The organism is Ponticaulis sp., from assembly GCF_029210165.1.
Taxonomy (GTDB): Bacteria; Pseudomonadota; Alphaproteobacteria; order Caulobacterales; family Hyphomonadaceae; genus Ponticaulis.
Map to the genome: position 1 here is coordinate 2,219,803 of NZ_JARGNT010000001.1, position 23,232 is coordinate 2,243,034.

General features: G+C 54.8%; 20 protein-coding genes. 11 read left to right on the forward strand and 9 right to left on the reverse strand.

The window, feature by feature from the left end:
• Position 1 precedes the first annotated feature (1 nt).
• The 3 genes from P1U45_RS10810 to P1U45_RS10820 all read right to left on the reverse strand — a co-directional run bounded on the left by P1U45_RS10810 (position 2) and on the right by P1U45_RS10820 (position 2,291).
• On the reverse strand, positions 2–940 hold the full coding sequence (locus P1U45_RS10810; RefSeq protein WP_301059087.1) for a DMT family transporter: 939 nt from the start codon (positions 938–940) through the stop codon (positions 2–4).
• A gap of 27 nt (positions 941–967) precedes the next feature.
• Positions 968–1,429: a hypothetical protein gene (locus P1U45_RS10815; protein WP_301059088.1), complete on the reverse strand. Its 462-nt coding sequence runs from the start codon at positions 1,427–1,429 to the stop codon at positions 968–970.
• Positions 1,430–1,508: 79 nt separating this feature from the next.
• Positions 1,509–2,291: an SDR family NAD(P)-dependent oxidoreductase gene (locus P1U45_RS10820; RefSeq protein WP_301059089.1), complete on the reverse strand. Its 783-nt coding sequence runs from the start codon at positions 2,289–2,291 to the stop codon at positions 1,509–1,511.
• Between the two features lie 197 nt (positions 2,292–2,488).
• Here P1U45_RS10820 and P1U45_RS10825 point away from each other — a divergent pair, with 197 nt between their 5' ends.
• Positions 2,489–3,430 carry a hypothetical protein gene (locus P1U45_RS10825; RefSeq protein WP_301059090.1) on the forward strand — a complete coding sequence of 314 codons (942 nt, stop codon included), beginning with the start codon at positions 2,489–2,491 and terminating at the stop codon, positions 3,428–3,430.
• A gap of 54 nt (positions 3,431–3,484) precedes the next feature.
• Here P1U45_RS10825 and P1U45_RS10830 read toward each other — a convergent pair whose 3' ends face one another.
• Positions 3,485–4,465 (reverse strand): glycerophosphodiester phosphodiesterase family protein, encoded by a 981-nt coding sequence (locus P1U45_RS10830; protein WP_301059091.1) that lies wholly within the window; start codon positions 4,463–4,465, stop codon positions 3,485–3,487.
• 180 nt (positions 4,466–4,645) lie between these two features.
• Between P1U45_RS10830 and P1U45_RS10835 the strand changes: the two genes are divergently transcribed.
• From P1U45_RS10835 to P1U45_RS10850, 4 genes are all read left to right on the forward strand, one after another.
• Complete coding sequence (locus P1U45_RS10835) at positions 4,646–6,289, forward strand: long-chain-fatty-acid--CoA ligase (RefSeq protein ID WP_293608566.1); 1,644 nt, start codon at positions 4,646–4,648, stop codon at positions 6,287–6,289.
• Positions 6,290–6,318: 29 nt separating this feature from the next.
• Positions 6,319–7,053, forward strand: coding sequence for an SDR family oxidoreductase (locus tag P1U45_RS10840; RefSeq protein ID WP_366144996.1), 735 nt, complete (start codon positions 6,319–6,321; stop codon positions 7,051–7,053).
• A 43-nt stretch (positions 7,054–7,096) separates the two neighbouring features.
• The gene (locus P1U45_RS10845) at positions 7,097–8,338 is read left to right on the forward strand and encodes a Xaa-Pro peptidase family protein (RefSeq protein WP_301059093.1); all 1,242 of its coding nucleotides are present in this window, start codon (positions 7,097–7,099) and stop codon (positions 8,336–8,338) included.
• A gap of 122 nt (positions 8,339–8,460) precedes the next feature.
• Complete coding sequence (locus P1U45_RS10850) at positions 8,461–9,270, forward strand: DUF1499 domain-containing protein (RefSeq protein ID WP_301059094.1); 810 nt, start codon at positions 8,461–8,463, stop codon at positions 9,268–9,270.
• A gap of 51 nt (positions 9,271–9,321) precedes the next feature.
• Here the strand turns inward: P1U45_RS10850 and P1U45_RS10855 are convergent, their stop codons facing one another.
• Positions 9,322–10,224: an MBL fold metallo-hydrolase gene (locus P1U45_RS10855; protein ID WP_301059095.1), complete on the reverse strand. Its 903-nt coding sequence runs from the start codon at positions 10,222–10,224 to the stop codon at positions 9,322–9,324.
• Positions 10,225–10,251: 27 nt separating this feature from the next.
• Positions 10,252–11,178, reverse strand: coding sequence for a hypothetical protein (locus P1U45_RS10860; RefSeq protein WP_301059096.1), 927 nt, complete (start codon positions 11,176–11,178; stop codon positions 10,252–10,254).
• Between the two features lie 133 nt (positions 11,179–11,311).
• Between P1U45_RS10860 and P1U45_RS10865 the strand changes: the two genes are divergently transcribed.
• A complete protein-coding gene (locus P1U45_RS10865) occupies positions 11,312–11,467 on the forward strand; it encodes a hypothetical protein (protein ID WP_301059097.1) in 156 nt (51 codons plus the stop codon).
• An 11-nt stretch (positions 11,468–11,478) separates the two neighbouring features.
• Here P1U45_RS10865 and P1U45_RS10870 read toward each other — a convergent pair whose 3' ends face one another.
• The gene (locus P1U45_RS10870) at positions 11,479–11,913 is read right to left on the reverse strand and encodes a TIGR01244 family sulfur transferase (protein ID WP_301059098.1); all 435 of its coding nucleotides are present in this window, start codon (positions 11,911–11,913) and stop codon (positions 11,479–11,481) included.
• 151 nt (positions 11,914–12,064) lie between these two features.
• Between P1U45_RS10870 and P1U45_RS10875 the strand changes: the two genes are divergently transcribed.
• The gene (locus tag P1U45_RS10875) at positions 12,065–13,015 is read left to right on the forward strand and encodes an ABC transporter permease subunit (protein ID WP_293608574.1); all 951 of its coding nucleotides are present in this window, start codon (positions 12,065–12,067) and stop codon (positions 13,013–13,015) included.
• Positions 13,015–13,917: an ABC transporter permease subunit gene (locus P1U45_RS10880; protein ID WP_301059099.1), complete on the forward strand. Its 903-nt coding sequence runs from the start codon at positions 13,015–13,017 to the stop codon at positions 13,915–13,917. The genes P1U45_RS10875 and P1U45_RS10880 overlap by 1 nt, the downstream gene beginning before the upstream one ends.
• A gap of 73 nt (positions 13,918–13,990) precedes the next feature.
• Here P1U45_RS10880 and P1U45_RS10885 read toward each other — a convergent pair whose 3' ends face one another.
• Positions 13,991–14,782, reverse strand: coding sequence for a hypothetical protein (locus tag P1U45_RS10885; RefSeq protein WP_301059100.1), 792 nt, complete (start codon positions 14,780–14,782; stop codon positions 13,991–13,993).
• 123 nt (positions 14,783–14,905) lie between these two features.
• Here P1U45_RS10885 and P1U45_RS10890 point away from each other — a divergent pair, with 123 nt between their 5' ends.
• The 3 genes from P1U45_RS10890 to P1U45_RS10900 all read left to right on the forward strand — a co-directional run bounded on the left by P1U45_RS10890 (position 14,906) and on the right by P1U45_RS10900 (position 21,016).
• Positions 14,906–16,510 carry a peptide ABC transporter substrate-binding protein gene (locus tag P1U45_RS10890; protein ID WP_301059101.1) on the forward strand — a complete coding sequence of 535 codons (1,605 nt, stop codon included), beginning with the start codon at positions 14,906–14,908 and terminating at the stop codon, positions 16,508–16,510.
• 41 nt (positions 16,511–16,551) lie between these two features.
• The gene (locus P1U45_RS10895) at positions 16,552–17,715 is read left to right on the forward strand and encodes a DUF3667 domain-containing protein (protein ID WP_301059102.1); all 1,164 of its coding nucleotides are present in this window, start codon (positions 16,552–16,554) and stop codon (positions 17,713–17,715) included.
• A gap of 178 nt (positions 17,716–17,893) precedes the next feature.
• Positions 17,894–21,016 carry a TonB-dependent receptor gene (locus tag P1U45_RS10900; RefSeq protein WP_301059103.1) on the forward strand — a complete coding sequence of 1,041 codons (3,123 nt, stop codon included), beginning with the start codon at positions 17,894–17,896 and terminating at the stop codon, positions 21,014–21,016.
• 433 nt (positions 21,017–21,449) lie between these two features.
• Here the strand turns inward: P1U45_RS10900 and sppA are convergent, their stop codons facing one another.
• Positions 21,450–23,198 (reverse strand): signal peptide peptidase SppA, encoded by a 1,749-nt coding sequence (sppA, locus tag P1U45_RS10905; protein ID WP_301059104.1) that lies wholly within the window; start codon positions 23,196–23,198, stop codon positions 21,450–21,452.
• Between the last annotated feature and the right edge of the window lie 34 nt (positions 23,199–23,232).

Consider the following 23,232-nt stretch of genomic DNA (forward strand, 5'->3'; position numbering starts at 1 on the left):
GTCAGCCTTTTTCTGCATTCAGCGCGGCTTGTCCAGTTGTTGCCGCCGGTTTGCCTGTGGTCAGTAGACCAATCCCGACCGATGTGAGGATCAGCGCGCCAAGGTGCGGTAGGCCGAAGCTTTCTCCAAGAACGAAGACGGCCAGCATGGATGTCGCGACAGGTCCGACATTGCCAATGGCGCTTGTCGGGCCTGAGCCAAGGCGGGCAATGGCTTCTGAAAGCATGAAGCTTGGCAGCACTGTGCAGAAGGTTGCGAGGAGCACGCCGTAGGCAATAATCAGCCATGTGAAGTCCGGCATATCGCCACTTATCACTACGACACTGGAATGTGCCATGATGGTTGCACCGGCGGCTGTCATGGCAATGCTGGTGAACAATGCTGACCCGAGTGCGTTGATCACCGGTTTAGCCGCTGTCACGTAGATCGCGAACAGAATGGCCGCGCTGAACACGAGAAGGCTGCCGAAAATGATGTGATCGCCCTGCTGTGAGAACTCGCGCCCGAACAGAAGAAAAACGCCAGCATAGGAGAGCGCGAGTGCCATCATATGCCGGATTGTCAGTGTTTCTTTCAGGAAGATCGCAGCCAGAACCGCGACAATCGTAGGATAGGTAAAGAGGATCAGGCGTTCCAGCTGTGCAGAGGTGTAGCGAAGCCCCTGAAAATCGAGCCAGGTGCATAAATGGTAGCTCATAATGCCAAGGCCCGCGGCGAGCAGTACCGTTCGCAGCTTTGTGCTGGCCAGACGCTTTCGAAAGGAGAAGAAGCCGACAGCCAGAAATGCAGGCAGCGAGAAGCCCATACGAAGAAGCATCATCTGCTCCACCGTGCTGCTTTCATCAAGCGCGAGCTTCAGCACAATCCCTTTTGCGCCGAAAAGAATGGTGCCGATAATGGCAAAGCCGAGGCCGGTCAGACGGTGATGATCGTGTCGCATAGAGGCGAGGCATTAGGCCTCGGGCTGTCAGTTGGCAATGCCGGATGACGGTGAAGTGAACTTATCTGAATCAAGGAGCTGAAACAGGTCATCATTGCCCAGAATGTCATTCCAGCGTGCCACAACCTGACCGGACTTGCCAAACAATATGATCTCGTTCGTTTCCAGATTGCACCCCTGTTCGCGGGCCTCGCGTTTACGCCCTGTCAGATTGAGTGACATGACCTGACTCATTGGGCCGAACGCTGTTGCGACATGCGTGGCTGCGCGTGCCTCGGAGAATTCAGCCACGGTGACTTGTCGCTCTGCGTAGCCAGCCCAGTTGATCTGGTTCAGCTGGGAGTGTGCGAAATCCTCATCACCGAAATTACAGATGACCAGGCGGACTGGATCATTGGAGAAGTCTCGTAAAACGGGACCGGCCTTCGGCATGTCCGAAACGGCGGCGATAGCAATCGTGCCCACCAGTATGAATGTTTGAAAAGCCACCTGAAAACGTCTCCCTGACCGGACGCTAACCCAGCATGCCGGAGCATAACAGGTGGCTGATCATTAAATTTCGCGTCTGTTACGCGTTACGTGCCAGCTGGCCACCATCTACGCGGATCGCAACTCCATTCATGAAGGAAGACGCTGGCAGCACACAGTTAAGCGTGATGTTCGCCACTTCTTCAGGATAGCCATAGCGACGCAGCGGAACACGGCGCTTGGCGAAGATTGTTTTGTGATCATCCTGAATACCTTCGGTGATACCAGTGTGGATCGGCCCCGGGCAGACGGCATTTACCGTGATGCCTTTCGCACTGAGTTCGACAGCCATAGCCTTGGTGAGGCCGATAACACCGTGCTTCGCGGCGACGTAAGGTGAGTTCAGCGCGGTCGCGCCGAGGCCTTCGGTAGAGGCGATGTTCACAACACGGCCTTCGCCGGATTTGACGAGGTATGGCAGCGCCGCGCGAACCATGCGCTGGTGCGCTGTCAGCATGACATTGATGGAGCGGTTCCAGACTTCATCATACTCGTCTGCTTCGAACGGTACGAGATGGGCAAAGCCTGCATTGTTCACGACGATGTCCAGACCGCCAAAGCGTTCCACAGTCGCGGCGACCGTAGACTTGATTGCGCCATGGTCGCCTACGTCGAGGGCAAGGCCAAACACCTGATCAATGCCAGCGGCTTTGATCTCTTCAACGACGATGTCGACTTTTTCCTGAGACAGGTCGGTGACGACGACGTTTGCGCCTTCGCGTGCGAAGAGATGCGCCGTTGCGCGCCCCATGCCGGATGCGGCACCAGTTACGATTGCTGTTTTGCCTTTGATGGACCGGCTGAGTTCGCGATATGGTTCCATGACTGTCTCCCCTGAGCTTGCTGTTTAGTTGCGCACCTTATCCGTGAGTTCCTGCGCAATTGGCAAGAGAGGAGTGAATGGTTCTGTCGCGAAAGCGCCATGCAATGCATGAGTGAAGCGCGTACAATTTGCTTTACCGTCAGTGTTGCGCGCTATAGTTTTAGTTTATGAAAAGAGTGAACCGGTATTCACGGTTGTTGAGTAAATCACGCAAGAAACCGCTTATCAGCGCAACACTGTGTCTGTTTCTTGTCGCTGTAAGTTTCGCCGTTATCGGCCGGATTATCAGCATTCATATTATTGTGCACGAGATGTGCGATCCGCTCTTATTCACGGGACGGCTACCGGATCAGGATATTTCCGGCATTGAGTGGTTCATGATTGTCGGTGGGCTTCTTTTCGTCGCTCAGCTTATGGTCATGCTGGGCGGTATTCTGGATAAACGTTTCGGTTGGATGGATTTCAGCCTCGGAACGGTGAACGTGTTGTTGGCTCTGTTCTTTATCGCGCACTGGCTGACCCTCTGGTCGTATTATAGTCCGCAGCATCCGGCATCCCGATTTGTCGACTCAGTGCTGCTGAGCAGTCCATTCGTAAGCATAAAGCCAATTTATTTGGGATCTTCGGAATTTCGATCTCCGGCTGACGACCCGAATTGGGACGTGTATGAGCCTATGCGCTATTCTGCAGGCTCGGCAGACCTCGCGATTGATGCGCCTTCAGTCTACCAGCACCGCGCGTCTGGTGTGCTGGCATCGCGTGAGATCGTTTTTCAGTGTTTACCGGCGAACATTCAAATCGCGAATGCCGAGCGCCTGATTGCGACCGGGGTTATTGTGGGAGACCGAGATCTCAACCTCGCTACCGGACCGCAGTATGACTGGGTCTATCGGGACACTGAATGGCGGATCGTACATGTTTATGCGCATTCAGGCACGCCAACCGGTGCCGCACTTCTTGAAGAATACCGCCAAAACCCTTCGCCGATAGATGCAGATGAGTTCTTTGATTTGCTAGCTGCGGAGCAACAAGAACCAGATGGCGAACCAAAGCCCGAAATGACGTTCGAAGAATTTGTCGACGCTTATATGGCCGAGATGGAGCGCAAAGCCGAACGGCGCGAGCGTCAGGCGAGATAGCCAGGCGCCCACCGGTCCCCGCACGCGCAGGGACTGGTGATCAATTCGGCCAGCCTAGAGCCCACACTGTTCGCGGGCGATGTCGTCACCATCAATCGCCTCTGCGACTTCAAGCGGAACATCTGTTGCAATAAGCGTCAGGCCGGCGTCGACCAGTTCCTGAAATTCAGATCCGTCTCCATCCGCCATGTACTCATCATCCAGGCGTTCACCCGAACGCCCCAACGTACCGAATGCCGCTTCCACGCCTTCATCCAGAACGCGTTCCCATGCCGCAAAATCCGGATCACGTGTTCCGGTCCAGGCGATAAGCTGAGGCTGCTGAACGCCAAGGTCGAGGAGTGTATTGATATCACGCGCGCCAAATGCGCTGGCTGTCATCATCAGCTCTGGCGCGATGCGCGCGATTTCAGCGGCCTGACGGTCATCATAGGAGATCATGATGACGTTATTCTCTGCGCCTGCCGCGCGGACGGCTTCAATAATGTTTCGGAAGCTGGTGGTCGGCTTTTTGTCGAGTTCCAGAATAGCCCCGCTCGCGACAGCCCAGGTCAGAGCGTCTTCCAGAGTAGGGATGGCATAGCCGGTCTCATTGCCGAAATTGTCGACCAGCGTTGCCCGGCTGATTTCAGACCAGTCATACTCTGCCACGGCGCCTTGCATGGTGGTGGTGCGGGTGAGGGTGCGGTCATGCATAAGGAAGAGCACGCCATCCTGACTTTCGGCGATGTCGATCTCAAAGACGCGCACATCATTATCATAGCCATATTGAAGCGTCTCGATGGCATTCTCAGGATAGAACTCATACGGGCCGCCGCGATGTGCAGCGATGGCCGTACCATTATTCTCGCGCAGGCAGTCGAAGATTTCCGGCAGGGACGGTCGGGCGGCGACTGGTGTTGCTGTTGCCTCTTCAGAGCTCTGCTCTACCTCGACCGGATCAACAGAAGAGACATCAGGCGATTCTACTTCACCGAAGCAGCCTGTCAGCAGGAAAGTTGCGGTGAATAGCGGTAGTGCAGCGTTTTTAAACATGATCAGAGGGCCTTGGCGATGTATATTGCGGCCTCTCTCTAACGAATATTTGTGACATGGAAAATATTCAGTGCTGCCGGGTTGCACTTTTTGTTCGTTTGACGCTTCTTAATACCCAAAAAAGATGACACATGCGTCATCATACTAAGAACACGCTATTCGAACGTCAGGGAGAGGACGATGAGCCTAATCGGCAAAATGCAGGATTGGCCGCTAACCGTAAACAAGGTTATCGAGCACGCTAAAGCCAATCACGGTCACCGCCGTGTTATTTCGCGCTCGGTTGAGGGCCCGATTGTCGAGACGACATACGCAGAAATTCACGACCGTGCGAAGCAGGTTTCCAACGCGCTGAAAGGTGACGGCATCAAGCTGCACGACCGCGTTGCAACGCTCGCATGGAATACAGCACGCCACATGGAAACATGGTTTGGCGCTATGGGCATCGGTTCTGTGCTTCACACTATCAATCCGCGTCTGCACCCTGAGCAGATCGCCTGGATTGCAAATGACGCTGAAGACAAAATTCTCTTCGTAGATCTGACCTTTGTGCCTCTGCTTGAAGCGGTTCAGGACCAGATGAAAACCATCGAGCGTTTCGTCATTTTCTGTGACGCAGAGCATATGCCTGACACGAAACTTCGTAACGCTGTTCCTTATGAAGATTACATCGCAGGCCAGTCTCAGGACTGCGTCTGGGGCGATTTCCCTGAGACAACGCCGTGCGGCCTCTGCTACACTTCCGGCACGACGGGTAATCCGAAGGGCGTTCTCTACTCTCACCGCTCAAACGTGCTTCACACCTTCATCACAGGCATGGCTGACGCACTTGGCGTGACGGTCTTCGATAAGGTGCTGCCAGTCGTTCCGATGTTCCACGCGAACGCATGGGGCCTGACATTCACATGTCCTGCTGTTGGCGCTGAAATGATCATGCCGGGTGCGCAGATGGATGGCGCGTCCATCTATGAGCTTCTGACCAAGTACAAAGTGACGATGTCAGCTGCGGTTCCGACTGTCTGGCTTATGCTGCTTCAGCACCTTGAAGCAAATGATCTCGATCTGCCGGATCTGGATCGCGTCGTTATCGGTGGTTCAGCGGTTCCTGAGCGTATTCTGCGCGCGTTCAAAGAGAAGTTCGACGTCGATACAGCTCACGCATGGGGTATGACGGAAACATCTCCGCTTGGTACGATTGGCCAGCTGGTTCCGGAAATCCGCGATCAGGGCTGGGACAAGCATGTCGAGTACAAGCTCAAACAAGGCCGTATGCCGTTTGGTGTCGAGCTGAAAGTTGTTGATGATGATGGCAATGAGCTGCCGCGCGATGGCGAGAGCTCTGGTCACCTGCTCGTACGTGGCTGCGCGGTTGTCGATACCTACTTCAAAGGTGCTGGCGCCGATGGTGGTTCTGTCCTTGATGAGAACGGCTTCTTCGATACAGGCGACGTCGCGCACCTTGATCAGCATGGCTATATGCAGATCACCGACCGCGCGAAAGACGTGATTAAATCCGGTGGCGAATGGATTTCTTCCATCGACATTGAGAACATTGCTGTCGGTCACCCGAAGGTCGCTAACGCTGCCGCTATCGGCATTTATCACCCGAAATGGGATGAGCGGCCGCTTCTGATCATTCAGCTCCATGAAGGCGAAGAAGCGACGAAGGAAGAGATGCTGAAGCAGCTCGAAGGCAAAATCGCCAAATGGTGGACGCCGGATGATGTTGCGTTTGTTGAGGCTATTCCTCTCGGCGCGACCGGCAAAATCAACAAGCTTGCCCTTCGTGACATGTTCAAAGACTACAAACTGCCAACTGCGTAAGCAGGACGCCGTTTGTGTCGGAGCCTGACGTGAAATCCATTCTGATTACAGGAGCCAGTGCGGGGATTGGTAAAGCCACCGCGCAGCTCTTCCTTGAGCAGGGCTGGACTGTCGGGCTTCTGGCGCGTCGCGGGGATTCTCTGGCGGAAATGGCTGCCGGTCATCCCAATGCGCATGCACTTGAGTGCGATGTAACCGATCATGAAGCCGTCGATGCCGCGTTCGATAAATTTGTCGAATCGGCAGGGCGGCTTGATGTGCTTTTCAATAATGCTGGTCGGGGCGCGTTTCCGGCCACGATTGACGAGATTTCGCCTGAGACATGGCTCTCTGTGGTGAATGTAAACCTGAATGGCATGTTTTGGTGCGCACGGTCCGCGTTTCGGCACATGCGCCAGCAGTCGCCGCAAGGTGGACGGATCATCAATAACGGTTCGATCTCTGCCATGACGCCGCGTCCCGGTGCCACGCCTTACAACGCCACCAAACACGCTGTCACGGGCCTCACCAAATCACTCGCTCTGGACGGTCGCCCATATTCAATTGCCTGTAGCCAGATTGATATCGGCAACGCAGCGACAGAAATGACCGTTCGCATGGCAAAAGGTGTACCGCAGGCAGATGGTAGCCTGAAGCCGGAGCCGACCATGGCCGTCGAGGACGTTGCGAGTTCTGTGCTGCACATGGCGAATTTGCCTCTTGAGGCAAACATACTTTCTATGACTGTAATGGCGACGAACATGCCATTTGTCGGGCGGGGCTGATCCGCGCCCGATCTGATATTATCTCAGCAGCGGAGATCCTTGCGTGACACTTTCCAGACGCCGTTTCGGACAATTAGGACTGGCTGCAGGTTTGACGGGCCTGATCGCGCCTCAAATCGCATCCGCCCGCGACGACGAGCTGACAGCGATGGCAGCAGGCGCGCAACCCATCTCTCCGCTGGAGCATGAGGCGCGTATCGCAAGAGCGCAGGTGCTGATGCAGCAGCAGGGCATTGATGCGCTCGTGCTGGAGGCAGGCTCTGCGCTTGTCTACTTTACCGGTATTCGCTGGTGGCGATCGGAACGTTTTACGGGTGTGGTGATCCCTGCCGAGGGCACGCCAACAGTTGTCACTCCTTACTTTGAAGAGCCGTCCGTCCGCGAAAGCGTAAAAGTAGACGTCGACGTGCGCACCTGGCACGAGCATGAAAGCCCGTTCGCGCTGGTCGCTGGAATTCTGAGTGATGCCGGCCTGAAGGTCGCGATTGAAGAGACGGTGCGTCACTTCATTTCAGACGGGATCGCGCAGGCGGCGCCGTCTTTTGAAATGGTGTCGGGTATGAGCGTCACCCGAGGCGTTCGCATGTTCAAATCGCCTGCCGAACTGGCTCTGATGCAGACAGCCAACAACATCACGCTGGCGGCTTACCGGCATATCTACCCGCGTGTCGAACTGGGAATGAGCCAGTTCGATATCTCTAACCTGATGAGCGAAACCACGCGCAGGCTTGGCGGCAATGTCGAGTTCTCAATGGTCCTGCTGAACGAGGCGAGCGCGTATCCGCATGGTACGGGTTCAGCGCAGGAAGTGCGCGAGGGGGCGGTCATTCTGATGGATTGCGGCTGCGGTGTGCATGATTATGAGTCCGACATTTCGCGTACATGGGTGTTCGGTGAGCCGACAGCGAAGCAGCGTCAGGTCTGGAACACGGTGAAACGCGGGCAGGAGCTGGCGCTTGAGAGTGCTCAAATCGGGACGCCAGCAGGGCAGGTGGATGCTACCGTACGTGCTTTTTATGAGCGCGAAGGCTACGGGCCGGGCTATCAGACGCCGGGCCTTTCCCACCGTCTCGGCCATGGCATTGGCCTCGATGGGCACGAACCTGTAAACTTCGTTATGGGCGAGGACACACCGCTTGCGCCGGGCATGTGTTTTTCTAACGAGCCGGGGATTTATATCTTTGGCGAATTCGGAGTTCGCCTCGAAGACTGCCTCTATATGACGGAGGATGGTCCACGCCTGTTCAGCGAATTTGCGCCGTCGATTGATGCGCCGTTTGGCTGATTTTGTTTCCTATTGACCTTGTTCACCTACGCCCCAGTTCCTTCGGGGAAGGGGAGAAACATTGCGTGACAAGCCTGATTCCTGCGCTATGACTCTCTCAATCTCGGGAGTGGAGTTATAAAATGAGCAATTCTAAGAGTAAGGGCGGTATTCGCCTCGGGCTCGCATGGCTGGTGCTGTTTCTGGCGATCTTGCTGCCGTTCTGGTTCATGGCTGCTGGCCTCGGCTATAAATACGGCTTGTGGGATCTTGGAACCGCTTTGAGCACAATGACGGTCGAGTGGGGGCCTAAGCTTGCAATGGGCATTGGCGGTGCCGGTATCGTGCTGACAGTGCTTGGCCTGATTAAAGCGCCGCGCGTCAAAATCGTCATTCTGTCGCTAGCGGCAATTCTTATTGCAGGTCTTGTTCTCGGTCGCATGCAGGGCTTCCGAATGAATGCGCAAAGTGTGCCGCCAATCCATGATATCCAGACGGATTGGTCCGATCCGATTCAGTTCTCTGATGAAATGATGGAACTGCGTGAAGGGGCTAACCCTGTGCTCGACGCGCCTACATTTGGCAGCGGTGATAACGAACGCCTAGTGTCAGAAGCTCAAGCTGAAGCCTATCCGGAAATCCGCTCACTTATTCTGCGTGCACCGGCTGACGTGACCTATTCTGCTGCTTATTCCACGCTCGATGAGATGGGCATGGAGATCGTAACGGCAGACGAGGACGCGGGCGTTCTGGAAGCGACTTACACGTCTACCTGGTACGGCTTCAAAGATGACGTCGCGATCCGTATCCGTCCGCAGGGCGAAGGTAGTCAGGTGGACGTACGCTCTGTGTCCCGTGTTGGTCGTTCCGACCTTGGTGCAAATGCCGCTCGCATCAGCGCTATTCTGGAAAGCCTGTCCAGCAAGCTGGATGTTGCGGACATGCCGTCCTAAGCGACAGCACAGTTCAGAAAATCGAAACGCGGCCTTTCGGGGCCGCGTTTTTTATTGCGAGAGAGTATAGGTGCCGGACACGTCCATGGAGCCAGTGACTGACACATGCCCGTCTTTCACCAGATGGATCATATGGCCGAGCACTGAGTGGCAGGCCGCTGGATGCAGGCGCGAGTCCACGTCTGCATAGATTACCTTCACCATGTCGGGAATGGTTGTATCGCCTGCCTTCAGGCGTTCGAGGATTGAGGCCTCACGTGCGCGGCGATGGGTAATGTAAGCCCCAATAAATCCATCCACATCGTTCGTGATCGGTGGACCATGCGTCGGGATGAGCGTGTCGAAGCCGCGTGCACGGACTTTATCGAGACTTTCGAAATAGTCGCGCATATCGCCGTCCGGCGGAGATATCACCGTCGTTGACCAGCCCATAATATGATCGCCCGAGAACAGCGCATTTTCTTCTTTCAGGGCAAAGCAGAGATGGTTCGATGTGTGTCCCGGAGTTTCTATCGTTTCCAGCGTCCAGCCCAAACCTTCCAGAACGTCGCCATCATTCAGCTCGACATTTGGTTTGAAACCATGGTCGGAACCGGCATCCATCTGCACAGCAGATTCTTCGTGTCGAGGGGCTGGTTTGCCATAGACCTTGCAGCCTGCCCACTCGGCGAGCGGATGGGCAAGCGGAGAGTGGTCCATATGATGGTGGGTGACGATCACATGGCTTATCGTCTCGCCCTGGAGCGCCTTTTTCAGTGCTTCGAAGTGTTCTTCTGTGTATGGGCCGGGGTCGATGACCGCGACGGTGCCGCGGCCGACGATATAGACGCCGGTGCCAGTAAAGGTGAACGGGCCGGGATTATTGGCAATCACACGACGGACGAGGGGGCTGATCTCTGTGACGGCGCCATAGTCAAAGTCCATGTCTCGGACAAACGGGATCTGGCCAGCCATAAGGCCCCCTTTCAAAGTGTTTCGAGTTTATTTCGGTCCGTATGATGCACGGAATTTACGTGCCATGTAACGTGTAGAGCGCAGTTTCTGGCCGAGCGGCATGGCAACAGGCGGGCCCATATCGGTCTTGTTGGCGTCAACAATATAGATGCGGCCGTCACGCTTGTCGCGCAGTACATCCACACCGCCCCAGTCGAGGCCGAGCTCGGTTGCAAAGTTCTTGATGACCTCAATTTCTTCCGCAGAGAAGACAGCTTGCGGGGAGGTGAGAGTCACATCGGTGTTTTCATTGAGGAAGCGGCGGCTCAGCGGGCGGCGTTTGCGGAAGACGATTGTCGGCTCCCCGCCGACCAGTGTCGTACGCAGATCTTCTACCAGATCGCCTTCAATGGAGTTATCGACGAGGCGTTGATAGCTCTTGCCTTCAATCGGCTCCATCGGCCCCTGAACGATGCGGCCGTCATGGGCTGCGTTGATCTCGGACTTTTCAACCATGAGCCCGTCATAGTCGGACGGATCAACGGCCAGATCATAGCCCGCAACGCGGGTGAAAGTGGATGCGACCAGAGACTTGGAAACGTCATTGCAACCGAAATTGATGAATTTTACCGGATGGGAGACTTCAGGCTTATCGGCATCGCAAAGGGTCGAATCATCAAAGTGAAAGATCACGTCAGCTTTGTTGACGTCTTTCTCGATGATCGCACCGGCGGCATGCATGACAGGCCAGATGAAATACCACGGACGTGGCTGATCAGGCAGAAAAGCGATTCGCGGCGCACGATGGCCCTGGATGCGCTGCCATATGCGCCAGCCTTGCGCGAGCGAGTAGAAGCTCATCCATGTCAGGATGTCGTTTACCAGACCGAGATTGAAGGGAACGGTGTGCCCTGTCTTTTTCACCAGGACGCCGCCATCCTGAATTTTAAAGTCTGAAAGCCAGTTCTTACTCATACCCGTTTTCCCGTCGGCAGCTTTGCGCTGCTATGTACTCTACTTATACGCGTTGCGCTTTTTCAGCGTCTTTGGCGCAGGCTTTGCGTAGATGCAATCGCATCTTTCGTTAAAGCCAGAATGGGACATTCTCGTGACAGACAAAATCACACCTGTTTTCTTTCGCGTGATCCGTCCGTTTGCCGCGGCTCTCATTGGCCTTGCCGTGGTGCAGGCGATGGCAACACCGAGTTCAGCTCCGTCTGCCACGAGCATCCCCTCTGTCACCATTCATATCCCAGCTGGATAAAGGTGCAATCTTTACAGTGCAAAAAGCGCTTCGAGCGCTGGTCGGTGCGGTGACAAATCATAGCCGCCATTCATAGCCGCGGTCAGGATATCATCGACGGGCATCGCCTTATCCAGTGCGACGGCATACGCCCAAAGAGTTGTTGAGCGTGTGCCGGAACGACAAAAGGCGAGCACTTTCTGACCTTCATGGGCTTTGAGGACTTCCAGCGTCGCTTTTACATCGCTCATTTGTGGTGGCGCTGTGATCGGAATGTGAACGAAGGGTAGCTTGTTTGCATCTGCGCGATCTTTGATCAGTGCGGTTGCTGGCTGGTCAGGTGTCTCGCCATCGGGGCGATTCATGATGATGGCTGCGAAGCCTTCGCTGGCTGCGGCATCGATTTCGTCTGGTTCGATTTGAGGCGCGGCGTAAAAATGATCGGTAATCTTACGAAAATTGTGCACGATCTGACCTCCACATGAGTGTTATCTGCGGAAATCCTGATGCCAGTCTTGTCGATCAAGGTAAACCCATGCCAGATAGGCCGCTCACGGAATCCCGGCTGGGCGTATTAATCAGCTGTCCGAAAATCTGAGTGGAGTACCAAGTTTCATCGTGCCTCGATTTCTCTCACGTATTTCTCTGCCTTTCATTCTGAAACGGCTGCTGATCGCGATCCCGACGCTGTTTGTCGTGATCACGGTCGCCTTCTTCATGATGCGCGCCGCGCCAGGCAGCCCGTTCAGTAATGACCGCCGCCTGGAGCCAGCGGTCGAAGCGCAGATTCTCGCCGTTTATGGTCATGATCGTCCTCTGCACGAGCAATATCTCACTTATCTGGGAGATGTGGCGCGCGGTGATTTCGGCCCGTCTCTCCGTAACAAGGATAAGACCGTATCCGAGCTGATCGGCGAAGGTTTGCCTGTCAGCGCGACGATTGGCGGCCTCGCAATGTTTTTCGCCTTTGTCGTTGGCGGTGGTCTCGGGATTATTTCGGGGTTGAAACAAAACTCTGCGGTGGATTACGGACTGATGGGGGTGGCCACGCTGGGCATTTCCATTCCGTCCTATGTGGTTGGTCCTGTCGCGGCTCTGGTGTTCGGGGTGTGGATACCAATCTTTGCGCCCGGCGGGCTCGATCTGGGGCGCATGACGCCATACACGATCACTTTGCCGGTCATCACATTGTCACTCTATTATATCGCGGGCATTTCCCGGATTATGCGCGGCAGCATGATCGAGGCGATGCGGTCTAACCATATCCGCACCGCGCGTTCCAAGGGTGTACCGGAGCGCGAGATTATTTTGAAGCATGCTCTGCCAATCGCAGTTCTGCCTCTCGTCAGCTATATCGGCCCTGCCTCCGTAGGCGTTGTGACCGGTTCTCTCGTGATCGAACGTGTCTTTAGCCTTCCCGGCATTGGTAGCTTCTTCATCGATGGTGCGTTGAACCGGGACTACACGCTGGTTATGGGCGTGGTCATTCTGTTTGCGACGCTGATCCTTCTGATGAACCTGGTGGCTGACGTCCTCTATGCAATTCTGGATCCGAGGGTGAAGTACTGATGATCGGGATGCGTAACCCTCAGAACGACGCGGCGCTGGAAGCTGCCGCAGTCGCTGGTCGCTCGCTATGGGATGATGCCCGTGCGCGCTTGTTCCGTAACAGAGCTGCTGTAGCCGCTATGATCGTGCTGGGCCTGTTTACGGCTTGCGCGCTGATCTTGCCGCTATTCTGGCCACACGAATATGAAACGCTCTATCGCGATCGTGTAGGTTGGTCGCCGACATTTGAACACCTTCATATCATGGGGACAGACACGCTAGGCCGCGACCAGTTCATCCGTCTTCTAGTTGGCTATCAGGTGTCTCTGGCAGTTGGTGTTCTGGCGACATTTGTCAGCCTGGTCATTGGTGTGACATGGGGCACAGTTGCAGGCTATTTCGGTGGCCGGACTGACGGCATCATGATGCGTATCGTTGATGCGCTCTATGCGATCCCGTTCATTTTCTTCGTGATCCTGCTGACCACTGTGTTTGGGCGGAACATCTATCTGATCTTTATCGCGATTGGTGCGGTCGAATGGCTGACCATGTCGCGTATTGTGCGCGGTCAGACATTGTCTTTGAAGAACCGCGAATTTATCGAAGCGGCCCGTGCATCCGGCGTTTCCCAGAGCGCGATCATTGCCCGCCATATCGTGCCGAATATTATCGGCCCTGTGGTCGTCTATATGACGTTGATTATTCCGCAGGTCATTCTGCTGGAGAGCTTCCTCAGCTTTATCGGCCTGGGCATTAATGAGCCGCTGACATCACTTGGCGTTCTGATTTCCAACGGTAAGCAGCAAATGTCTTCCAGCCCGTGGCTCCTTCTGTTCCCGGCAGTGGTTATGGCGGTAACGCTGCTTTGCCTGAACTTCATCGGTGACGGCGTGCGTGACGCGGTCGACCCGAAAGAGCGCTAAACTGATCGGAATAAACTAACAAAAAAGCCGCTCCTTTCGGGGCGGCTTTTTCTTTTAGGGTTCCGGCTTTCCGCTAATCGACGCGGCGAACGAGCAGTGACTGCCCCTCTCCATTCAGGCGCATGACGTAAGCGCCGAGCGTTGTCCGACGGATTGTCGCGAATGTTGGCGGGCGACGGCGGTTGAGGCGCGTGCGGCGGCTCTCGATCTGACGCCAGACCTGACCATTTCTGAAGTAGACCGTGATCTGGTCGTTTGCATTCACCGTGATGCGCTCAATGCTGAGGGATACAGATTCAATCTCTCCATCATCATTGCGCTCGACTTCCAGCGGACGGCTTTCGTCCTCGGCTTCCTCTTCCGTTGCGGCCGGCGCAGGTGTCGGTGTTGGCGCTGCCTGAACTGGTGGTGCGATCGGTTGCGCAGGTGTTTCTACTGTTTCTGGTATTTCTGGAGCAGCCGCGACCGGTTCAGCTGGTTCCGGCGCTTCAGGTGCTTCAGCGACCTGCGTTGGCGCTTCCACGACTGGCTCCGGAGTTGGCTCTGGCTCAGGAACGGCATCGGCAAGCGCGTTAGGACGCGAGCCCGGCGACAGAATGTTGAAATTGGAGATGCTCGGAATACGAAGTCCGAAGGCATCTTCCTGAACGCGCTCTGAGTCCTGGCGGGTTATTGTACGGAAATCACCGGCCTGCTGAGCGGACTGAGTCGCGCTGACAGCCGTGTCAAAACAGGCAAGACGTGCTGAATCATCAGCGATATTTGCGCAGGCATAAATGTCTGCGAGCGGGTCGACTTCATCGGCGAGTGCCGGAATTCCCAGCAGGGAAAGGCTTGCAACGCCGGCGAGGCAAATTTTTTTCATCACGAGTGTCCGTATTTGTGCATGAATGCAGCGAATATACTTGAACTGTAACCGTCTGCGTTTCAATCTCAACACAGATCGACATAGAATGTCCTCTTAAAGTTCGGAGAGATTGGAATAAAAATGCGAAACAAAAATGGTTTGCTTTCGGCGTCGCTAGCGGCACTCGCGCTTTCACTGGCAGCTTGTGGTGGTGGCAGCGAAGTCTCTCCAGACACGCTTAGACGCGGCATTAGCGCGAACCCTGATTCCGTCGACCCGCACAAAGTGTCTTCCCAGTGGGAAAACATTGTAATTGGTGACATGTTCATTGGCCTGTTTACGGACGGCGCGGACGCGACACCGGTGCTTGGCATGGCTGAGAGCTATGAGATCAGCGAAGACGGCCGCACATGGACGTTCGAACTGAAGGACGCCAACTGGTCAGATGGTGAGCCGGTTACGGCCAGCGATTTCGAGTTCGCATTCCGCCGCATTCTGACACCGTCTACGGCGTCTCAATATGCGTCCATGCTGTTCCTGATTGAGAATGCTGAAGAGTTTTATGGCGGCGATGTAGAGGCTGATCAGCTTGGTGTTCACGCCGTCGACGATGACACACTTGTGATCAACCTCGAATATCCTGCGCCTTATCTGCCCGGCATTCTGAAGCACTATGTGAGCTTCCCAGTTCCGGAGCACGCAATCGAAGAGTTCGGCGACGACTGGACGGACCCTGAAAATATCGTCGTGAATGGTCCATACCGCCTGGAACAGTTCCGCACAGGTGATTTCCTGCGCTCTGTCGTGAACCCAGAATGGGAAGGTGCAGAAGACCTTTGCTTCACAGAAGTCATCTACTTCCCGTATGACGACCTTGATGCCGTCGAGCGCTACATTCAGACAGGTCGTCTTGACATCAATAATGCGTTCGATGGTCAGCGTGCTGATGAACTTCGAGAGCGGTTCCCGGGTTGGGTTCGTACTGCGCCTGCGCTTATTACGACCTACTATTCTATTAATATGGAGCTCGATCAGTTCCAGGATGCACGCGTGCGAAACGCGCTCGCTATGGCGCTCGACCGTGACTTCATGGTCAACGAAGTTCTGACGGCCGGGTATGAGCCTGCTTACTCTCTTATTCCTCCGGGCACAGCGAACTACACCGAAGACGGTGCACAGGTGTACTGGGCGGATATGAGCCAGGAAGACCGTATGGTTGAAGCGCGTCGCCTGCTCGAAGAGGCCGGCTTCGGTCCGAACAACCCACTCGCATTCGAGTACACTTATCGCTCTACAGACGATAACCCTCGCGTTGCACCTGCGGTTCAGGCCAGCTGGCTGGAAATCGCTGACTGGGTACGCCCGGAAATTCTGCAGAAAGAGACGCAGGTCCAGTACGCGCTTCTGCGTCAGGGCGATTTCCAGATCGGTGATGGCGGCTGGGTTGCTGACTTCAATGATCCGAAGAATTTCCTGTTCCTTCTGCAATCCAATACCGGCGCTATGAATTACAGCCGTTACAGCAACGCTGAATATGATGCGCTTGTAGAGGCTGCGGATAATGAGCGCGATCTTGATGTTCGTGCTCAGATGCTGGAAGAGGCAGAGCAAATGATGCTCGACGATATGCCGGTGATTCCAATGTGGTATCAGGTTACGAAAAACCTCGTTGATCCGACGCTTACGGGCTTTGTCGACAATGCGGATGACGTTCACCGGTCACGCTATATCTGCCGCGAAGGCTGATCTGATCGTCTGAGCGTCGGGCTTATTAGCGGGAGGGGCTGATGTCCGGAGAACTCGAAGCAGGAGCGCTGGGCTCCGTTGGCGGATTGTCCAAAGGGGCAGGGGACGGGGATATGTCGGGAGATCCGTGCCGCAATTGCGGCACGGTGGTCACCGGACGGTTCTGCGGAAACTGCGGGCAGCTCGCTCAGACGTTTCACCGGCCTATCTGGTCTCTCGCCAGCGAAGTGCTCGGTGACTTTCTTTCTTTGGATGGTCGCGTCATGCGCACGCTGCCATCGCTCATGTTGCGGCCGGGAAGGGTCACTAGAGAATATCTGACCGGTAAACGTCAGCGTTTTGTGCCACCTTTCCGGCTCTATCTCCTGACAAGTTTTATCTACTTCCTGATGCTGTTCGCCTATGGCGACTCGCAGGGCTGGTTTGACATCAGATACGCCAATCAGGGAAGCGTTCCTGTCACGGTCGACACCGAACCGCCAGAAGGTGTCACTCAGGAAGACATGGACGCGGCGATGGATCAGGCGCAGCAAGCGCTTGATGATGCCGGTGTGCCGGTTGATCTCGAGGTTGTTGGCAATCTCGAAGGTGTTCCGGGCGCGGGCGATGATAGCGGCGAAGGTTTTGATCCGGGTAATCTGGCGAATTCAGAGCATACGGAATTGTTCCGGGATGATGGACGGGTCAACCGTGACGGAATTTTAGGGCAGGTTCGCGACAGCGACACGCTTTCCGATGATGCGAAAGGCTTTCTGGAAATGGTGATCGGGCATGCCGCCGATGCCTATGAAAATCAGGGAATGTTTTTCGCTTCTGTCCAGAACTGGGCACCAAGAATTGCCTTGGCCCTGACCCCTGCGATGATACTGTTGCTCACGATCGTGTACCCGTTTTCTAAACGTATTTACATCTATGATCATGTGATCGTGTCGCTGCATTTTCAAAGTTGGTACTACATCCTGCTGAGTGTGGCATTTTTATTCTTCTGGGTGGGCCTCGATTGGTTCGTGTTCGTATTGTTCATCGCGCCGCCAATCTATATTTATCGAATGCTTCGAGAGGTTTACAGTTCAGGTAGAGTATTATCGCTCTTGAGAACAGGTTTTATTCTGTTTTCTCTGACACTTATGCTGCAAATATTCTTCGTTATTCTGATTATAGTTGGTGCATTTGAAGTGACGCCGGTAGTAGGCGGACTGTCATAAAAATGAGGCCTTTCTGCCACAGTTTTGGGCAAATTCTTACAAACCTGTCACTATCAATTGACGCTTGCGCCCAGGCCTGAATAGCTTCCAATCAGTTCGGATTCTGGGGATCCGGCACTCCCTTTGTCGTTGGCAAATTTTGCCAGCTGCCAAAGCGTTACTTTTTGGAGGTTCAAACGTGAACGGGAAATTATTTAAATCACGCCTGCTGGCGACTTCGGTCTTCGCAGGCTTCGTGGGTGCTATGGCGCTCGCGCCTGCACATGCGCAGGAGGCTGAGACCGACGAAGAAGTCGTGATCATCGAAGAAGAAGAAACAGATGGTGAAGTTGCCGTACAGCAACGCGTCACAGTAACGGGTTCCCGTCTTGCTCGTGACGAATTCTCCAGCGCTTCTCCGCTTCAGGTAATCGACGGCGTCACATCTCGTGACCTCGGCCTCGTAGACGCTTCTGACCTTCTCGGTCAGACAACAGTTGTTCAGGGTCAGCAGATCACAACTGGCGTTTCTACATCTGCGGGCATCAACACAGAAAGCGGTCCAGGTTCTGCGACAGCTTCTCTTCGTGGTCTTGATCCAGGTCGTACACTCGTACTCGTAAACGGTCGTCGCCTCGCACCAGCTGGTGTTCGTGGTGTTCCGTCTGCGCCGGACCTCAACATGATCCCGGGTACAATGATTGAGCGCGTTGACGTCCTCCTCGACGGCGCGTCTTCTGTATACGGTTCTGACGCTGTCGCGGGTGTTGTAAACTACATCCTGCGTACAGACTTCGACGGTCTGCAGCTTGAAGCTTACTACACAGACCCAGAGCTTTCTGGAAACGGTGGCCAGCAGCAAGTTTACGCAGCGACATACGGTGTATCTAGCGATCGTGGCTTCATGACATTCGCTGGTGAGTACACGCAGTCTAGCGGCTTCACGCAAGACCAGTGGGGTTCTTTCTACGACCTCTACGACGCTGCATGTACAATCGGTCCTTACCAGGGTGCTTCCGGTCAGGTTTACCTCGGTAACTGTGCAAGCTCCGCTTTCGGTGCTGGTGCTATCTCCGGTACGCCATTCGGCTTCCTGTACTACGATCCAGGCTTCGACGCTGGTATCGCAGGTCTCCCGCAGAACTTCCGTCCAATCGGTATCGCTGCTGACCTGATTACACCAGATTCAGCTAACGGTCAGCGCCTTCTGCTTCACCCGGAAGCTCAAAACGCTGTCCTGACACCTAACTTCCGTCGCTTCAACCTGTACTCCACAGGTGAGTATGAGACTGATTTCTACGGTGACATGGTTGCATACTATGAGGCTTCGCACTCTACACGTATCACAACAACCAACACATCTGGTCAGGGCTTCGTCTACATTCCAGACACATACGCTCTGAACGAACTCGGTTATAACTCGTCTCTGTACTACTCAGAGCGTTACTACAACCAGACAGACGTGAGCCAGACCCGCATGATTGGCGGCGTTCGTGGTGACCTGCCATTCCTTGGCGAAACAGGTCTCGGCGACAACTGGAGCTATGACATCTACGCTCAGTACAGCCGTTCAGCTGGTACTGACATCGTAGAAGGCATCGCTTACTACCCACGCCTCGTTCAAACGTTCAACAACACAACTGTTGATCCAGTGACTGGCGAAGCGTCATGTGCGCCACTGTCTATCCCTAACTTCGGTCAGACAGTTGAATGTCGTCCGCTCGACTTCTTCGACGCGACATTCATCAACACAGGTCGCTTCTCTGACCCAGCTGACAACGAGTATCTCTTCCCTAACCGTATCACAAACACGGTTGTTGAGCAGATGGTTGTTTCCGGCTTCGTCACTGGCGACGTAATGGAACTTCCTGCTGGTCCTCTGGGCATTGTGCTCGGTGCTGAGTACCGTGAAGACAAGATCCGCACAGACACAGACGCTGGCGCGACATCTGGTGACTTCTACGGCTTCTCTGGTGACCCGGGTTCTAACGGTGAGCGTGCGCTGACTGAAGGCTTCTTCGAGATGGAGATTCCTGTCCTTGCTGACATGGCGCTCGCAGAAGAACTGACATTCAACCTCGCTGGTCGTTATACAAGCGAAACTAACTTCGGTTCAGAGTTCACATACCGCGTACAGGGCCAATACGCTCCTGTAGAGTGGCTGCGTGCTCGTGCGACTGTTGGTACATCCTTCCGTGCGCCTGACCTCGGTCAGCAGTTCGGTGGCCGTGCAACTGGCTTCTCTAACCCTTCTGACCCATGTCGTGTTCCAGGTATCGCAGTTCCATTCGATGACTACGATAACGACCCGACAACACCAGATACTCGTGAGTATCAAGCTAACCTCGACCCACGTGACCCTCAGCTGATCGCACGTTGTGCTGCAGGTGGTGGCCCGTTCGGTCTGCCAGCGGTTGATCCAACAGAGCTCGGCGTTCTTGGTCTCGGCACCACGAACCCAGTATTTGCTGGTTCACCAACACAGGTTGCTTCTGGTTCTAACCCGAACCTTGCTCCAGAGACGTCTCAGGCGATTTCTGCGGGTATCGTGTTCGAGCAGCCATGGTTTGACTCTTTCGACCTTCGTACTTCTGTAACGTACTACGAAATCACGGTTGAAGACGAGATTGACCAGCTTTCAGCTGCTACAATCGCGGCACGCTGCTACAACTCTGTCGGTCTGTCTGACCCGCAGTGTGGTAACATCACACGTGAAACTGTAGACCCAGTATCCGGCGCTCAGGGTGAGATTGTCTTCATTGAAGCGCTCAACCAGAACCTCGGTGACCAGGTTGTTGAAGGTATCGACTATAACCTCGAGTTCATGACTGATCTGCCTGCAGACATCGGTTATAACCTCACAGTTCGTGCAACTCAGTCTCTCACTCAGACTGAAGAGTTCGTCACTGCAACAGGTATCGAAATCAACGACACACTCGGTGAGTACGGTAACCCAGAATGGCGCCTCAACATCACGAACCAGTTCGAGCGTGGCGACTGGCGTTTCACAGCTCAATCTCGCTTCCTCGGTAGCATGATTGAAGACAACACAGACCCGACTGACGAAACAACTTCGTTCTTCAACCTCTGTGTTCAGGCTGGCGACACTCCATGTATCCAGGTTGACTGGCTCGACGATTACTGGGTCCACGATGCGTCTGTAACATGGTCTGGTGAAACAACTGTCGTACGTGCTGGTGTCAGCAACGTATTCGACGAGCAGCCACCAATCACGTTCAACAACGGCATCGGTTCCCTCGGTGGTATCGGTTACGACATCTACGGTCGTACATTCTTCGTGAACGTTTCTAAGCGCTTCTAATCGATCGCTGAAACGTTCGAAGATCGAACGTAAAAGAATTGGGGCCAGCAGTTTCGACTGCTGGCCCTTTTTCGTGTTCAACTCTTGAGGCGAGCGATGTGGTGAGTAGGGCCACGGCGCGAAGGAAATCTTCGCTACTGTCCGCATGGTATAGTTAGCTTGGCGCCGTGCTAAAGCGCTGGGCAAGGAACGAGTAGGGGCCGATCCAGCATCTGAACAGTGGGGGTGTTCTCTGTCTGTTGTTACCTGATAGGGCCCGGGTTCGGACTGCCGGAACTTTATATAAAACGATGCTCTTGGCGCATTGGCTAACGCAGCGCTGTCACTTCGTTCAAGCGTCATGGGTGTTTGCGCTGTACTGGCTTCAAGCAAAGAAAAAGGCCCACTTCATGTGAAGGGGGCCTTTTGCGTTTTCGCTATGAGGCGTCTCAGGTTAGCGGATTGAACCGTACTCAGAGCGCATTTGTGTCTGGCCGGAGTTCAATGCCTGCGACTGCTGGATGAGCATTTGGACCTGCTCGTTCTGGAGGAGGACTGAAAGGTCTTCCATGTTCGCTGCAGCGCTAGCTGAAGAGCCTGTCAGGCTACCAATGAACTCTTCCAGGGTTGGCGCTTCCGGATAATAGATCGTCTCTGTGTTGGCATCTTCCGGGATGTTTGCCAGCTCGCGAGCATGATCGATTGCATCCATCAGACCGCCGACATTCGTGACAAGGCCAAGTTCAGCAGCATCAGTGCCGCTCCAGACGCGACCGCGTGCGATTTCGCGTACGCGTGTTTCGTCCAGTTCACGGCCGGTCGCTACGATGTGCATGAAGCGATCATAGGTCCGCTCAAGCCCTGCATAGAGCAGTTCACGCTGTTCGTCTGTGAAGCTGTCCAGCGTGTAGACGGACGCCATAGGGCCGCCAACAGCAATCGTGCTTGGATTGACGCCGAACCGGCGCATCGCATCGGCCAGTGCAAACTTGCCGCCGTAAACGCCGATTGAGCCGGTGATGGTGGTCTCAGACGCGAAGATGGCATCTGCGCCAGCGGACACATAATAACCGCCAGATGCTGCGACAGAGCCCATGCTAACAACGACTGGCTTGTTCATATCCGTCTGGACACGTTCTACCGCGCGCCAGATTTGCTCGGATGCGATGGCTGAGCCGCCGCCTGAGTCGACCCGGAACACGATCGCTCCGACATTGTCGTTTCGACCGGCTGCAAGGATCGCTTCAGCAATAGAATCAGATGCGAAATTGCCTTCGCCGCCGAATGGGGAGCCGCTGTATCCGCCTGTCACGATACCGCCTTCGCCGCCAACAATCGCGATTGCAGGGCTGTCATAGCGCACGTATGGCGGTTGGTAATCAAAGACAGACACGAGCTCTGCGCTTTCGCCTGCTTGCTGCAGGGCAGCACGCTGTGCATCTTCTGGCCAATTGATTTGAGTGATCAGATTTGTTTCCAGGGCGCGATCCGCGGTGATCGGGCCGCTCTCCAGAAGCGAACGCAGGCTATCAACATCTGTATATGCGCGGTCTTCAGCGATATCACGGACAGTGATGTCCCAGATATCTGAGATGAGCTCTAACATCGCTTCGCGGTGCGGCTCTGTATAATCGGTCTGCTGATAGACGTTCGGCGCGTTCTTATATTCGTAGAAAGCCAGAATTTCTGCCGAAGCCTGAAACTCTTCAAACAGGTCGCCCATGAAAAGAGTCTCTGTTGAAAGGCCTGAAACGACGATTTCAGATCCTGGCTGCAGAATTATCTCGTCAGCAGAGGATATGCTCCGATAAGCGGACGGGCTGGTGCCTAGGACGCCCTGCGTGTGTACATGCACGAACTTGCCATTGTCGCGCAGGGTTTGAATCGTATCGCGCAGCTCTTCAGCCCGAGAGTGACCGATTCCCATCTCGCTGGCGCGGATGAAGACGCCGTGTACAGCAGGGTCTTCTGCAGCAAGCTCGAGATTCTGCAGCATTCCGATAAAGGAGGAAGATGATCCAAACGGAGGAGGGGCATTCACGGGTTGGTCTGGCAGCCCACGGCGCAGATCAATTTCCAGTACGATTGATTCGGGTGGCGGTTCGGCTTTTGGAATCATCGCAATCACAACAAAGACGCCAACGGCCAGAAACAGCAGCAGGGCGATAAAGCCGCCCAGCACTGAGGCAAAAAAGGTTTTCAATTCCTGCTCCTTGGTCGGAATGTACTTTTTACAT